Below are 14668 nucleotides of genomic sequence, written 5' to 3' on the forward strand. Positions count from 1 at the left end.
AAAAAGCTCCAAAAAAGTTAGGGATAGAGGCAAAAAAACGTAATAGAATCAATAACCACCAAATCCCTTACTTTTATAATAACTTATTGATTTAATTTTTATTTATTTTGGTACATGTGAGTGATAAAAATATACCTTTGCCCCCTAGATTTTGATTACCAACAATATATTTATTGACAAAACGCGCATCTCACATACCATTTTCACTTTGAAAATAATATTTAAGGAACTTTTATGAATCCTGTCCCTGATCCCATCCTTGCAAAAGATCTTTCTGCTTTACACACGCATGGGATAAAACATGGTTTTTTTACACGTCAAAGCGGTATTTCAAAAAACCTTAATGTCGGCCAAAGCGCGAATGATTACCCTGAATATATTGCACAAAACCGTATTTTGATTGCCAATTATTTTGATGTTGAAGTACAAAACTTAGTCACTGTCAATCAAGTACACTCCTGTGAAGTTGTCGTAGTTAATCAAGCTTTTATCGGCTCCCCTCCTCAAGCTGATGCCCTTGTTACAACGACAAAAGGACTCGTAATTGGCATTCTTACGGCAGACTGTGGACCAGTTTTGTTTGCTGATCCACAAGCAGGTGTCATCGCCGCAGCACATGCTGGCTGGCGAGGAAGCTTAAATGGAATTGTGGAAAAAACAATTTCTGTTATGGAAAAACAAGGGGCTAAACGACAATCAATAACAGCGGTTCTTGGACCTTGTATTGGTCCTTGCCACTATGAAGTAACAGGTGAATTTTACGACCAATTTATTGATTGCCATAGTAAATACCAAAAATATTTTCTAAAAACAGATAAAGCAGATCACTTTCACTTTAATCTATGGGCTTTCATTATAAATCAACTCACAGATGCAGGCCTTAATGCTTCTTGTCTCAAGCTTTGCACCTACAAAGATGAACAGCGCTTTTTCTCCTATCGCCGTGCAACACACCGCAACGAACCCGATTATGGACGGCAAATTTCTGCTATTATGCTGAAAAACGAAAGAAGAGTTCTCTTTTGAGGCTTTAGAACAATACCAAAACTGCGAAACTAAACTTTTTACCTAAATGAAAAAATAAATCCCATTGTACTTTGCTTTTTCCACGAAATAAGCTACGAGCTCACAAAATATGAGAGCTTTGGCTATGATCATTTTCAATGTTTGGTTGTAATGATTGGGGCAAAATACCCCTTACGCCCCTTCATTTGTCTTAAACACGAGACATTACGCATATGGAAGGTATTTTTTAAAGTGATAACCAAAAATCTTAATCGATATGTATCCTCATAGAGAAAAAACTTTGCTCTAAAAGTAACAAAATTTTGGAAAAAGAAAAAACAAAACGCATACCTTCTTTAACAATGATGAATAAAATTGTAATGCTTCTGTAATTGTTTCCTTGCAATCTGGTAACAAGAAGTTAAAAACCATATCACATTCCATCGTGTTTACTCAGAGGATTTATCATGAAACTTTTCTGCGGCAATTCTAATCCACGCCTCGCTGAAGATGTCGCAAATTATCTAAATATTCCCTTAGGCAAAGCAACTGTAAAACGTTTCGCAGATCAAGAAATTTTCGTAGAATTACATGAAAATGTGCGTGGACAAGACGTGTTTGTTTTGCAATCCTCATCTTATCCAGCCAACGATCACTTAATGGAATTGCTCATCATGATTGATGCGCTTCGCCGTTCTTCGGCGCGTCGTATCACAGCCGTTATACCCTATTTTGGTTACGCTCGCCAAGACCGTAAACCCGGACCGCGTACCCCCATTTCCGCAAAACTTGTTGCTAACCTGATTACTGAATCAGGAGCTCATCGCGTTCTAACTTTGGATCTTCATGCAGGACAAATCCAAGGTTTTTTTGATATTCCTACAGATAATCTCTATGCCGTTCCCGTCATTTCTCGCGATGTTAAGATGCATTATTCCCTTGAAAACGTCATTGTTGTTTCACCTGATGTTGGTGGTGTCGTACGTGCACGCTCTCTCGCCAAACGCTTAAACAGTTTGCTTGCTATTGTTGATAAGCGTCGCGAACGTCCGGGTGAATCAGAAGTGATGAATATCATTGGAGATGTATCCGGAAAAGATTGTCTTTTGCTCGATGATATCGTTGATTCAGGTGGAACGCTCTGCAATGCAGCAAGTGCTCTCCTTAAACACGGTGCTAAGAGCGTCACTGCTTATATCACACATGGTGTGCTTTCTGGAAACGCTATTGAACGCATTACCAATTCAGAAATGAAAGAATTAGTAATTACGGATTCGATTATGCCAACAGAAGCAATTGAGAAGGCACATAATATTCGTGTTTTACCAATTGCCGATCTTATTGGAGAAGCAATTGCAAGAACAGCGGCAGAACAATCTGTCTCGAGTTTATTCGGTTAAACTGGTTCCTTGGGATCTCCTGGTGCTGTTTCTATCCCAAGATCGGGGAAAGCTATGATGCGTTGACCGTTAAAATGGGTATGGATGACAATGAGTCCGCGCTCTTCAAAATAGGTTAAAAGCCGGCGTGCACGACTTAAGGAATGGGTTCCATAAAGACGTGCCAGAAATGCATCGGATGGGCACGGTTTTCCCGCTAATGCAGCCTGTGCCACATGCAAAAAAACACCTTGTACATCATCTTCCAAACTTTCCGAGAGATGCAAAATGCGTTCCCAATTTTCACTCACAGCGGTTTCTTCATCAACACAAGCTTGAGCAATAGCTAATTTACGTCGAAATTGCGAAAGATTTAAAAAATTTCCTGAGTGACCATGAATACGACAACGAACCAAGAAATCTTGATAAAGTACCGCTGTTGAACGATACAAAGCCTCAGGGTCATCAAGAATTTCCCGAATAACACGTTCTACTTGGATATCACGATCAACAGCAGAAAGTTCAGGAAATAAGCTTGGTTCTTCTTCCAACACTTCTTGTTTTTTCTGCACAGCCTCCTCTAACATCTCATGAATAGACTTTTCTCGCACAGGTTCTCGAGAGTGCTTGCATGGAATTAAAATTTCCTCCGGTGAAGCAGTAAAAACGAGTTCTTTCACATCAGCCCGCTCTGTTGGAAGTGGCATTAATTTTGGACTAGAAGAACGTGCCAATGTTTCGACAGAACCAATGATAATTGGTAAGGGACGCCTTGATAAAGCGGGTCCTAAAGCTATAAAATGTCCGCGCTCAAGATCTCTAAACATTTCCGCTTGGCGACGTTCCATTCCCAAAAGATCGGCAGCGCGTACCATATCAATATCTAAAAAAGTCCGCCCTATTAAAAAATTTGAAGCTTCAGCAGCTACGTTTTTAGCAAGCTTAGCCAAACGCTGTGTCGCAATGACACCGGCAAGACCACGTTTTCGCCCTCGACACATAAGATTAGTCATAGCACTCAGTGAAATTTTACGCGCTTCATCAGAAACTTCTCCTGCCGCAGCTGGAGCAAACAATTGTGCTTCATCAACTACAACAAGCATGGGATACCAATAATCCCGTTCCACATCAAACAATGCACCAAGAAAAGCACCCACAGCGCGCATCTGTTGTTCGGTATCCAAACCTTCAAGATTGAACACCACCGAAACACGATGTTGGCGAATTCTATGAGCAATGCGCGTCAGTTCTAGTTCGCTCCGTTGAGCCTCAACAATAACATGGCCAAATTTATCTGCCAAAGTTATAAAATCACCTTCTGGATCAATCACACAATGCTGTACCCATGAAGCACTTTGTTCAAGAAGACGGCGAAGAAGATGTGATTTTCCTGAACCAGAATTGCCTTGCACAAGAAGACGCGTCGCCAATAATTCTTCAAGATCAATGAATGCGGGGGCAGCCTTACGTAAAGCACTACATTCTGCCATCTCACCCAAGGCGATCTCAATCTTCATAACATCTCCAGTATTTGATTTTGTATCGGCTCATATTTATTCTTCATCTAAACCATGCTTGTAACATTTCCTCTTATCCAACGATAGAAATCATCGATTTTTCCCACAACTCTTGCATCTGTGAATGGTTTGAATTATAGAAGAGCTTCTGCGTAGACACCCTTGGAGGCAACGCAGAATGGAGCAATCGCTGCTTGATAGCGCATATCTTCATATTCATGCAAAAACTGTTGTTAGTTTTTGATGAATCTCCAATCATATAAAGGACTTAAATTATGAGCAAAAGCTACACACTTAAGGCCGAAATACGCGAACGGGTTGGTAAGGGGTCCTCCCGTGAACTTCGCCGCAACGGTCTTATTCCTGCTGTCATTTATGGTGAAAAACAGCCACCTTTGGCAATCACAGTTCCCTATAAAGAAATTTTCTACAAAATTCACGCTGGTGGCTTCCGTACCACCGTTGCGACTATTGCAATTGGCAAGCAAAAAATTACGGTCTTGCCAAAAGATTACCAACTTGATCCCGTGCGTGACTTTCCCTTACATGTAGATTTCCTCCGTATTTCAGCGAAATCTGTTGTGGAAGTGAATATTCCTGTACACTTCCTCAATGAAGATACAGCTCCCGGACTTAAAAAAGGAGGTGTCCTCAATATTGTTCGCCACGAAATTGAATGTACTGCTCCAGCAAATTCTATCCCTGAAGCGATTGAGATTGATCTCTCCAGCTACTCTATTGGTGATTCTATCCATATTTCGGCAGTACAATTGCCCGAAGGTGTCACCCCAGTTATTCAAGATCGGGACTTTACCATTGCAACCATTGCTGCCCCTGCTGGCATGGATATCAGTGATGAAACTTCCGAACAAGAGAATGACGAAGATAACGAAAAAACTTGATAAATTTTAGCAGGCGGGAATTTTCCCGCCTTCATTAAAATTTTTAAACCTCTCACACTTTACTGAAAGCGTGCATATGTGGCTTATTGCTGGTCTTGGCAATCCTGGTTCACAATACCAAAATAACCGCCATAATATCGGTTTCATGGCTGTTGACGCCATTTACCAGTTCTTCTCTTTTTCTCCATGGTCAAAAAAATTTCAAGCCGAAATCTCCAATGGCCTCATTAATGGGGAAAAAACTCTTCTTATAAAACCCCAGACTTTCATGAATCTCTCTGGCCAAGCCATTGGGGAAGCTTTACGGTTTTATAAACTGGATTTGAAAAATCTTATTATCATTTATGATGAATTAGATTTACCACTTGGAAAAGTGCGTATAAAAATTGGTGGGGGAAGTAACGGACATAACGGTATAAAGTCTATTGATGCCCATTGTGGCACTAATTACTATCGTATACGCTTAGGAATTGGACATCCTGGTTCCAAAGAACTTGTGCATCAGCATGTTCTAGGAAACTTTACGAAATCTGACCAAGAATGCTTACCGCCCCTCTTAGAGGCAATAGCAAAAAACATTGCTCTCCTCATCAAGGGTGACGGCTCCCTCTTTATGAACGAAATCTCACAAGCAATGAAAAACAAAGACTTGCGATAACAGTCCGTTTCACAATCTCACAAAACAAATCAGCATTGCTTTGTGCCATTCTTATAAATGATTACTCTCTCTTTTGAGAAGAAGATCATTGAGCAGCAAACCCAAGGACACCTATAAGACCTGTAATCCTTGGAATTAAAAAAATTCACTTGGAGTGATCGTTGACTGTAATGGATCATAAACATTTGATTGTTGACTTAACACACTATGTCTACGATGCTCACCGTTTTGTAACACGACTACGCGTGCGCCAGTGGGAACACGATCATAAAGATCAATGATATCTTGATTAAGCAAACGAATACACCCACTTGAAATAGCACGGCCAATTGACCACGACTCATGTGAACCATGAATACGGAAGAGCGTATCCTGCCCATTTTTGAAAAGATAAAGCGCCCGTGCCCCTAATGGATTATCGGGCCCAGGTGGCATTCCTTGCCCCAAATGACCATAACGTTCTGGTTCTCGAGCCATCATTGCCGCAGTAGGAGCCCACTTTGGCCATCGGCGCTTGCGCTGGACAACCCCCTCACCTTCAAATGCCAACCCTTCCTTACCAACACCAATACCATAACGCAAAGCTTCTCCATTTTCACCAATTAGGTAAAGAAAACATTCCTGCGTATCTATAACCAGTGTTCCAGGTGGATAAGATGTATAATACAGCACTTTTTGGCGCCAAAATTTTGGATTAATAGTTGAAAGATCAATAGCAGGTAATAAATAAGGCTCATTTGTTACAGGTGCATATAAAGCCTGTATTTCTGCCGGTATGTATTGAACTTGTTGAGAAGAAACAAGTGACATATCCGAATGACGCGTAGCACACCCAACCAAAGCCAGAGGTATGGCAATTAAAAAAGCACGACAAGACAACACTCTTACATTTTCTCCGATTAATTCTTTATACAGATCTGCATACTATGAAAAACTTAGCGCATTGTTAACGTTAATTTGAGATTCTCTTATAATTAAGACAAAGGTTTTCACAATATGGCAATAAAAAGGCAAAAATTTTTCTCAACATAGCTTTTTTTCCCACCGACAGCAACAGAAGACTATGACTCTTCTCAAAATATGCTATAGAAATGCCGAAAAACTTTATCTTAACGAAACAATCACAACAGAGAAGAAGGCGTTCATGGGGTTTAAGTGCGGTATCGTTGGTCTACCTAATGTCGGTAAATCAACTCTTTTTAATGCATTAACAAAAACAGCGACAGCCCAAGCTGCCAATTATCCTTTTTGTACAATCGAGCCCAATACGGGGGAAGTTGCCGTTCCGGATTTGCGAATGGAAAAAATTGCATCGATCGCCGGTTCAAAAGAAATCATTCCAACACGCATCAGCTTTGTTGATATTGCCGGACTCGTCCGTGGTGCGTCAAAAGGTGAAGGTTTAGGCAATAAATTTTTAGCAAATATCCGCGAAGTTGATGCTATTATCCACGTTTTACGTTGTTTTCAAGATGAAGATATTACCCACGTAGAAGGACGCATTGACCCTGTTTCTGATGCCACAACTGTTGAAACAGAACTCATGCTTGCGGATCTTGAAAGTCTTGAGCGACGTATCATACAAATCCGTAAACGTGCGACCGGAAAAGATAAAGAAGCTCTAACAATTCTTCCCATGATGAAAGCAGCGCTAGATTTACTACAAAAAGGGAGCCCTGTCCGGTTATTACTCAAAGATATCTCTTCTGATGAACGCCGCATCCTTGATAGTCTAAATCTTTTAACTTCCAAGCCTGTACTTTATGTGTGCAATGTAAGTGAAAATGACGCCGCTCATGGAAATAGCTTTACTCAAACGGTTGAAAAAATGGCAACAGAGCAAAACGCTCAAAGCATTATCATTTCTGCTTCCATCGAAGCTGAAATCACGCAACTTAGTGACGCAGAAGCCACAGAATATCTTCATGCCTTGGAGCTCTTTGAACCGAGTCTGAATCGCCTCATTCGCGCTGGCTACCATTTGCTTGACCTCATTACTTATTTCACCTGTGGACCTAAGGAAACACGAGCGTGGACAATTACGCGTGGCACGAAAGCACCTCAGGCAGCTGGTGTTATTCACTCAGATTTTGAACGAGGCTTCATTCGTGCCCAAACCATCAGCTATGAGGATTATATTGCTTTAGGAGGAGAAAACGGTGCAAAAGAAGCAGGCAAAGCACGTGATGAAGGTAAAGAATACACCGTACAAGATGGCGATATCATGTTGTTTAAACACAATACCTAATGCACTCTCTTGAAAGACCTTTACACCTCTAGAAACGCATAAACATGTTTGAGGATTGGTATTCTTTTCATCATTGCCGCAAGAGGAGCCAAATTTGGCCATCGCCGCTTGGTGCTTAAACAAAACACCCTCACCTTCAAATACCAACCCTTCCTTACCTTGCAACACAGCGAACACCGTTGCTACGGATTGAAAAAACGTAAAAAAATAGTAGCATTTATTATCTTCTAAAGATGAAGAAAAATAAACTCCAAACAGATTTTTTCTTTCCATTTTGCCTAAACCAACCACAAAGCTTGAAATTGGACTCATTGAAAATAAAAAGTTGATTTATACTGAAAGTGGCAAAATACTAACCAAACAAACAACTACAGACATACGTTTTATGAGATGTGCAACCAAAAAAAATATTAAAAAATCAGTACATAGATTAAGAAAATGAGCAATGATACATGCTGTTAAATTCAAGAACAAAAGTTTTAAAACTCAAAGTACTTTTTAGCTGGATCAGATAATACTACGCATCTCCTCTACGAAAAGGCGCTAACTGTAAAAAACGCGCTAGAAAACGATAACCATAAAATTCCATCGTACTGAATGAATGCACTGATTTTACTTTTAAAGAATCAATATCAAGAAAAAATAAAATGGCTTCTTCTTACTTAAAATTGTTTTAAGACCTTCGCGAGATTTTCTTAAACAAAAACAGCGCCATCATATACTATGACAGCGCCTATTCTATTCATAGAGAACGAAAACGTAAAATTAGCGTTCCCAACGACCTTCATATTTAAATGTTGGAGCTTCCTTCAAAGAATCCTTTGTCGCATTCGTAATAAGCTTCCACTTGCCATAATCATTTGTCATCTGAATTGTTTCTGGAGAAACGACCACATAACTTTCTCCTATACCAAGAAAACCACCAGTCGTAATAACAATCCCTGCGATACTATTTTCACGCAGAATAAGATCTTTCACTTCCCCAATATTTTCGTTTTCTAGATTGTATACGTTAGCACCAATAAGGCTTGAAGCAACAAAATCTGTTGCCAAAGGTGTAACATAACGTGCAGACATATCTGACCCTACATGTACAATACCGGTCGAGGAAATCGTCTCCGGCTCAGAAGGCACCACAAAAGACTGAGCATAAGCATTAGAAGCCATCAAAACTGACAGAAGAGCAGTAGACACAATTTTTTTCATTTTAACATCTCCATTTTACTTTACAAAGCCTCAATGCATTGTAATCAAATTTGTTCCCTCTACTGTTTTAAGACCAATAATGCCGGCCTTTTTTCTCTTCAGTCTTTCATCTCTTTTTCAAATTCGTTCTCTAAACTATTCCAAATCCAAATTTTTAAAACATAAACAAGCCCCGCAAAAATGATGAGAAATAAAATAACACGAAATCCGGTTTTCTTACGAATTTCCATGTGGGGATCAGCGGCCCACATCAAAAAAGCAGAAACATCGCGTGCATATTGTTCAACCGTTTCTGGAGTTCCATCCTTATACGAAACAAGACCATCACTCAAAGGAGGTGCCATAGCTAAACTATTACCTGCAATGAAATAAGGATTATACCAATAACCATCAGTAATTTTCATATCTTCTGGTGCCTTCTGATATCCTGTTAAAAGAGCTGTAATATAATCTGGCCCAGCAGTATTATAATAAGTTAATATGTCAGAAATAGGCAAAGGCATGGTACGCGTACGCGCACGTGCCATCAGGGACAAATCTGGAGGATAAGCACCCTTGTAAATAAATCTTGCCTCTTCTTCATTAGCAAAGGGAGAAGGGAAAGTATCCGTTGCAACACCAGCGCGTTTAAAAAATTTTCCTTCCCTATTAGGACCATCGCTCACTTCATATTGCCTTGCAAAAGCCTTAATCTTTTCCTGATCATAGCCAAGAGCCTTCAAATCACGAAAAGCCACATATTTTAACCCATGACAACTAGAACAAACTTGTTTATAAATCTTCAATCCACGCCGCAATTGCGCCTTATCATACCCCCCAAATGGCCCTGAAAAGCTCCATTCCTGTTTTTTAGGAACATGCGAAACAAACACCTTTTCTTTATCAGAAACATTGCTTGCAAAACTCTGAAAAGAAAAGCTTATCAATGATATAATAATCAGTCCAATAAAAGCTTTTACCATAGTCTGTTTTTTTTCTGTTTCATCTCTTCAGTAATTGAAGAAGGAAGAGGACTAGCCTTTTCAAAAAGAGGTAGGATCGGCAAAACAAGCAAAAAGAATATAAAATAATAAGCCGTAGCTAATTGTGTCCATAAAAGAATGCCATGATTAATTTCTCTTGACCCAAGCCAACCAAGAAAAACAACATCAAAAATCAATGCCCAAAAGAAAATTTTATAAATGGGGCGATATCTTGCGGAGCATATTGTGGAGCGGTCTAGCCATGGAACAAAAATCAAAACAAAAACCGAACCCGCTAATACAATAGCGCCTAAAAAAGTAGATGAAAGAATACCAATGTCAAAAGTTATAGCGCGGAGCATAGCATAAAAAGGCAAAAAATACCATTCCGGCACCACACGAAGAGGTGCCTTTAAAGGATCGGCAACGCTATAATTTTCAGCCTGCCCCATATAATCGGGCATATAAAACAAAAACCAAGAAAAAAAGATGAGAAAAATAGTAATGGCAAAAATATCTTTAATAAGCGCATAAGGCGAAAAAGGTACAATTTCCTTCTCTGATTGTATCACAAGGCCGGTTGGATTGCCTTGCCCAACTTGGTGAAGTGCCCAAATATGAAGCCCCACAAGAAAAAGCAAAAGAAATGACAGTAAATAATGGAACACATAAAAACGATTAAGCGTTGGTTGTGCCACACTATAACCACCAAGAAGCGTCTCATGCAACCACGTTCCCACCAAAGGAATAGCTTTAAAAAGACCAGCGATTACTGAAGCAGCTGAAAAAGACATCATCCCCCAAACCAGCACATAACCAAAAAATGCTGTTGCCATCATAACTATATAAATGAGAATGCCCGTGATCCAAACCATTTCTCGCATATTTTTATAAGAACCATAATAAAGTCCACGTGCCAAATGGATATAAGCAGCGATAAAAAAGAATGAAGCCCCTACAGAATGCCATGGACGAAAAAGCCACCCAAACTGCCCATCACGCCGAAATCTTTCACCAGTTTCAAAAGCCAAGTGAACATCTGGCACATAATGCAGTGCCAAGACAATGCCCGTTAAAAGCTGCGATAAAAGCATAAGAGTCAAAATACCGCCAAATGTATAAAAATAATTAAGATTACGTGGAACGGGAAAAATGATAAACGCATTATAGAAAAAACGGGGAAGCGGTAAACGCTTATCAAACCAACGTCCAAGAGCACTTTTAGGAAAATAGGGAGGAAATCCCTTCATCACTTTATCCTATCTTTAATAAAGTATCAGAAAGAAATCGATAAGGTGGAATGGCTAAATTATAGTTTGCTGGCCCTGAGCGCACTCTTCCAGCTGTATCATAAACAGACCCATGACACGGGCACAACCATCCACCCAATCTCCCCGATTGTCCAAGTGTTACACAACCTAAATGCGTACAAAGATTAATGAGGATAAGCCAATTTTCGCGCCCCTCGCCTGCTGAGCGTGCAAAATCCGTCGCTTCTTTTTCCCCTTCAAGATTAGGATTACGCGCTTGCCGATCTTTTAGAACACTCAATTCAGTAGCTCGCGCTTCAGCAATTTCTTTTGCAGTACGATTGCGAATAACAACAGGCTGCCCACGCCACTTAACAGTTATTGACATGCCCTCTTCAATGCCAGAAAGATCAACCTCAACAGAAGAAGATGCCAAAACAGCCTCATCTGGACGCAATTGACGAATGAAAGGCCACATAACCGCGCCAACACCAAAAAGCCCTGTCACACCTGTTAGAAAAAACAGGAAATCCCGCCTTGTCTGTTCACTCATTATCTATAAAGAGCCCATTCATCAAAGGTCTTTTTTACCATATTCTTCCTTATTGTACAATCCTGCCCTTTTTAACTTCCCAAACCATAAAGAACATTTTAGGTTCTGTATACCTTAACTCCTTTATCCAGAGGTTAATTGAAGTATAGACAAGCAATCCGATCAAAGAAAATTCCTTAGCCAATAGCTAAAAGACACATCTGATGAGGTTAACTTTATTGAAAATAATTCTACAAGGCAGCATTCAGTTTTCGATAAAGTAGCATTATTCTTTTTGTAAAGGTGTTCATGATCATTCTACATCATTCTGCGACGTTTTCCTGTTTGTGCAGGAAAGAAGCACACAGATGCAGCTTTATTTCCTTATTCCTTCTCTCCATGCATCTAAACATAATCTTTATGAGCAATACCTTGGAGTATTTTCATCTTCTTCAACAAGCTAAAGTGCTTGCGTCATAGTGTTCCAGTTCCTAGGGAAGAGAGCAAATTCTTGTAATTACTCAAATCCGTATCAGATATAAATGACCATTGTTTTGCTTCTCCGGTTATTCTCTTGGATATCTAAGGACAAGCTTAATGTATATAACTTTCCCTGCAATAGAGAAGAATGATAGCTCAGCACAAAAACAACATGCTGCTCAATTATATTTCTGGAATAAACCATATAACGCCTTTACAAATACGAGAGAAACCCCATACTACAGAGCCTATGACACTTCATATTGCTCTTTTTCAACCTGATATTGCTGGTAATACGGGAACAATTTTGCGTCTTAGCGCCTGTTTTGGTTTGCATGTGCATATTATTGAACCAGCAGGCTTCAATCTGTCGGATCGCAACCTTAAGCGAGCAGGGCTAGATTATCTCGAATATTCCTCGCTAGAACGACACATTGACTGGCAACATTTTATAGACACCATGAAACACTTTAACCGTCGTCTTTTGCTTTTGAGCACAAAAGCAGAAAAATGCTACACGCAGATATGCTACCAAAAAAATGATGTTTTACTTTTTGGTCGTGAATCAGCAGGGGTTCCCGATTATGTCCATGAAGCAGTTGATCACACCTTAAAAATCCCCATGCAATCCCACGCACGCTCTCTAAACCTTGCAATGAGCGTAGCCATAACAACAGGGGAAGCACTTCGTCAAATTAATTACAATGAAAAAAGAGAAACTTCATGAAAAAAGTACAAAAATCTTATTAAGAGATTCAATATATTGATAAAAATGCTAATCTTTCCACATAATCAACGGTTTTCAAAAGAATAAAATCGCCACATTTTTTTAGAATCTTACAAGACCATAAAAACCTTATACTTCTCAATGAAACTTCTAAAATAAGCTACAAAATACCTTTATAAATCATCAGAAAAAACTATGTAGAGTTAAATAAGAGTTGGGACATATAATTTTACCCCATCGTTTCTCAACAATTCAAGTGATTATAAAGCAAGTTCTCTAAAATGACCCACCTACAAAATAACCGTGAAATTGTATAAAGAAAATAAAACAAAGGCATATTTATAAAAATCAATATTATAAATTAATTTTTCCTAATAACCCATTACGATCTATTAAAAATCCGCTTTCAATCCATATTACTTCTAGCTCTTTAAGCTTTTGTCCCAAAAGCGCTCCTTTAGCCCAACCTTTCTCTATCAAATCCTTTCCACTAATAGGAAAAGTCGGAATTTGCCATTTTCGAGCAAGCTGATAAAGCTTCCTATAATCTTCTGCTTTTTGCGAAGCCTCATTTCTTTTCAAAGCATCAACATATGCTGCAGCCAGAGATAAAGATAATTGATCTAAAACCGGCTGTCGACCATGCAAATAAATTAATTTTCGCACAACATCATCTGAACAGTCTTGACTAATCATTTCCAAATCTGCCCATTCCTTTAACCGCGTTGTCTCCTTATGAGAGAGACGCAAGCGATGCGCCATTTTATGAAGACGTGCAGAATCAGGAGGAAGAAGACTTTCTAGCCGCAACAACGGATCGACTTTCCAACCAAGAGCCTGTTCTGTTTTCACCAGTGAGTGAATCGCATCAATGCCCCATTTTTCTGTTTCAGGAAAAATGAGTGTCAAAATTCCGCTTTGGCGCATCCATAAAAGAGCGCGTGTTGGATCAGAAGCCATGAGAAGTTTTTTCATTTCCGCCCAAATACGCTCAGACGAAAGTTTTTGCAGACCACCTTTTAAACAAACGCAAGCTTTCAATCCCTGTACATCAGGTCGTCCTTCCCCATACCAAGCAAAAAAACGAAAAAAACGCAAAATACGCAAATAGTCCTCACGAATACGATTCTCGGCAAGACCGATAAAACGTACTGTTCGGCTAGCTATATCTTTTAATCCTCCCACGCTATCATAAAGGTTGCCAGCAGCATCACAATAAAGCGCATTCATAGTAAAATCCCGCCGTTCAGCATCTTTTTGCCAATCACGACAAAATGCCACTTTTGCATGACGACCATCCGTTTCAATATCAGAGCGAAGAGTTGTAACCTCATAAGAACATGATTCAGCAACCACCGTCACTGTACCAAATGCAATACCTGTAGGAATAGCTTTAAATCCCGCCTCTTCTACACGCGCTATAATCTGCTGTGGTAGACAGGTTGTAGCAATATCAACATCACTAATAGGTTGCTCTAACAGCTGATTACGCACCGCCCCGCCCACAATGCGCGCCTCTTCACCATCCAAAGATAAAACACGAAGAAGTGTTTGGATGTGACTATGCTGCAACCAATCAACATGTTTGAAATTTTGTATTATGCTCACTCTTTAACCTTTCAAACAAATTGCCACCATTCCCTCAAAATGATACACTTATAGAACAACATTTTCCCACAACATTCCTCCACACACCATACTCCACTTGTTAAAAAAGATCTCTCTAACTGGACACGAATATTAAAAAAAACAGCGTATTACACTTCTTTTCTCATTATTTTCTGCTACAAATCATAAAATAC

Annotated in this window: 13 protein-coding genes; 6 read left to right on the forward strand and 7 right to left on the reverse strand. The window is 39.6% G+C overall.

The genetic code is table 11. From position 1 onward, the window contains the following. Nucleotides 1–234: 234 nt before the first annotated feature. Nucleotides 235–1026, forward strand: a complete 792-nt coding sequence (gene pgeF / locus ABD915_RS06320) for a peptidoglycan editing factor PgeF (RefSeq protein WP_345116660.1) — start codon at nt 235–237, stop codon at nt 1024–1026. Nucleotides 1027–1472: 446 nt separating this feature from the next. After that, nucleotides 1473–2405, forward strand: a complete 933-nt coding sequence (locus tag ABD915_RS06325; RefSeq protein ID WP_345116662.1) for a ribose-phosphate pyrophosphokinase — start codon at nt 1473–1475, stop codon at nt 2403–2405. Here ABD915_RS06325 and ABD915_RS06330 read toward each other — a convergent pair. Continuing rightward, nucleotides 2402–3901: a helicase HerA domain-containing protein gene (locus ABD915_RS06330; RefSeq protein WP_345116664.1), complete on the reverse strand. Its 1500-nt coding sequence runs from the start codon at nt 3899–3901 to the stop codon at nt 2402–2404. The genes ABD915_RS06325 and ABD915_RS06330 overlap by 4 nt on opposite strands. Nucleotides 3902–4176: 275 nt before the next feature. Here ABD915_RS06330 and ABD915_RS06335 point away from each other — a divergent pair, with 275 nt between their 5' ends. Then, nucleotides 4177–4803, forward strand: coding sequence for a 50S ribosomal protein L25/general stress protein Ctc (locus ABD915_RS06335; RefSeq protein ID WP_345116666.1), 627 nt, complete (start codon nt 4177–4179; stop codon nt 4801–4803). A gap of 76 nt (nt 4804–4879) precedes the next feature. Then, nucleotides 4880–5461: an aminoacyl-tRNA hydrolase gene (pth, locus tag ABD915_RS06340; protein ID WP_345116668.1), complete on the forward strand. Its 582-nt coding sequence runs from the start codon at nt 4880–4882 to the stop codon at nt 5459–5461. A 135-nt stretch (nt 5462–5596) separates the two neighbouring features. On the opposite strand, the gene ABD915_RS06345 is transcribed toward pth, so the two are convergent. Continuing rightward, entirely contained in the window at nt 5597–6343 is a 747-nt protein-coding gene (locus ABD915_RS06345; protein WP_345116670.1) for a L,D-transpeptidase, read from the reverse strand. A 262-nt stretch (nt 6344–6605) separates the two neighbouring features. On the opposite strand from ABD915_RS06345, the gene ychF reads away from it, so the two are divergent. Further along, nucleotides 6606–7709, forward strand: a complete 1104-nt coding sequence (ychF, locus tag ABD915_RS06350; RefSeq protein WP_345116709.1) for a redox-regulated ATPase YchF — start codon at nt 6606–6608, stop codon at nt 7707–7709. 765 nt (nt 7710–8474) lie between these two features. Here the strand turns inward: ychF and ABD915_RS06355 are convergent. From ABD915_RS06355 to petA, 4 genes are all read right to left on the reverse strand, one after another. Next, on the reverse strand, nt 8475–8915 hold the full coding sequence (locus ABD915_RS06355) for a PRC-barrel domain-containing protein (protein WP_345116672.1): 441 nt from the start codon (nt 8913–8915) through the stop codon (nt 8475–8477). Between the two features lie 98 nt (nt 8916–9013). Continuing rightward, entirely contained in the window at nt 9014–9877 is an 864-nt protein-coding gene (locus tag ABD915_RS06360) for a cytochrome c1 (RefSeq protein WP_345116674.1), read from the reverse strand. Next, on the reverse strand, nt 9871–11127 hold the full coding sequence (locus ABD915_RS06365; RefSeq protein ID WP_345116675.1) for a cytochrome b: 1257 nt from the start codon (nt 11125–11127) through the stop codon (nt 9871–9873). The genes ABD915_RS06360 and ABD915_RS06365 overlap by 7 nt, the downstream gene beginning before the upstream one ends. 4 nt (nt 11128–11131) lie before the next feature. After that, complete coding sequence (gene petA / locus ABD915_RS06370; RefSeq protein WP_345116677.1) at nt 11132–11680, reverse strand: ubiquinol-cytochrome c reductase iron-sulfur subunit; 549 nt, start codon at nt 11678–11680, stop codon at nt 11132–11134. 709 nt (nt 11681–12389) lie between these two features. Between petA and ABD915_RS06375 the strand changes: the two genes are divergently transcribed. Next, complete coding sequence (locus ABD915_RS06375; protein ID WP_345116711.1) at nt 12390–12866, forward strand: tRNA (cytidine(34)-2'-O)-methyltransferase; 477 nt, start codon at nt 12390–12392, stop codon at nt 12864–12866. Nucleotides 12867–13220: 354 nt separating this feature from the next. On the opposite strand, the gene ABD915_RS06380 is transcribed toward ABD915_RS06375, so the two are convergent. Next, entirely contained in the window at nt 13221–14474 is a 1254-nt protein-coding gene (locus ABD915_RS06380) for a CCA tRNA nucleotidyltransferase (protein ID WP_345116679.1), read from the reverse strand. Nucleotides 14475–14668: the final 194 nt, after the last annotated feature.

Source organism: Bartonella jaculi (assembly GCF_039543045.1).
Lineage (GTDB): Bacteria > Pseudomonadota > Alphaproteobacteria > Rhizobiales > Rhizobiaceae > Bartonella > Bartonella jaculi.

Excerpts from the sequence above, each read along its gene's own strand:
- pgeF (WP_345116660.1), top strand. The coding sequence starts at position 235 with ATGAATCCTGTCCCTGATCCCATCCTTGCAAAAGATCTTTCTGCTTTA.
- ABD915_RS06325 (WP_345116662.1), top strand. The coding sequence starts at position 1,473 with ATGAAACTTTTCTGCGGCAATTCTAATCCACGCCTCGCTGAAGATGTC.
- ABD915_RS06330 (WP_345116664.1), bottom strand. The coding sequence starts at position 3,901 with ATGAAGATTGAGATCGCCTTGGGTGAGATGGCAGAATGTAGTGCTTTA.
- ABD915_RS06335 (WP_345116666.1), top strand. The coding sequence starts at position 4,177 with ATGAGCAAAAGCTACACACTTAAGGCCGAAATACGCGAACGGGTTGGT.
- pth (WP_345116668.1), top strand. The coding sequence starts at position 4,880 with ATGTGGCTTATTGCTGGTCTTGGCAATCCTGGTTCACAATACCAAAAT.
- ychF (WP_345116709.1), top strand. The coding sequence starts at position 6,606 with ATGGGGTTTAAGTGCGGTATCGTTGGTCTACCTAATGTCGGTAAATCA.
- ABD915_RS06355 (WP_345116672.1), bottom strand. The coding sequence starts at position 8,915 with ATGAAAAAAATTGTGTCTACTGCTCTTCTGTCAGTTTTGATGGCTTCT.
- ABD915_RS06360 (WP_345116674.1), bottom strand. The coding sequence starts at position 9,877 with ATGGTAAAAGCTTTTATTGGACTGATTATTATATCATTGATAAGCTTT.
- ABD915_RS06365 (WP_345116675.1), bottom strand. The coding sequence starts at position 11,127 with ATGAAGGGATTTCCTCCCTATTTTCCTAAAAGTGCTCTTGGACGTTGG.
- petA (WP_345116677.1), bottom strand. The coding sequence starts at position 11,680 with ATGAGTGAACAGACAAGGCGGGATTTCCTGTTTTTTCTAACAGGTGTG.
- ABD915_RS06375 (WP_345116711.1), top strand. The coding sequence starts at position 12,390 with ATGACACTTCATATTGCTCTTTTTCAACCTGATATTGCTGGTAATACG.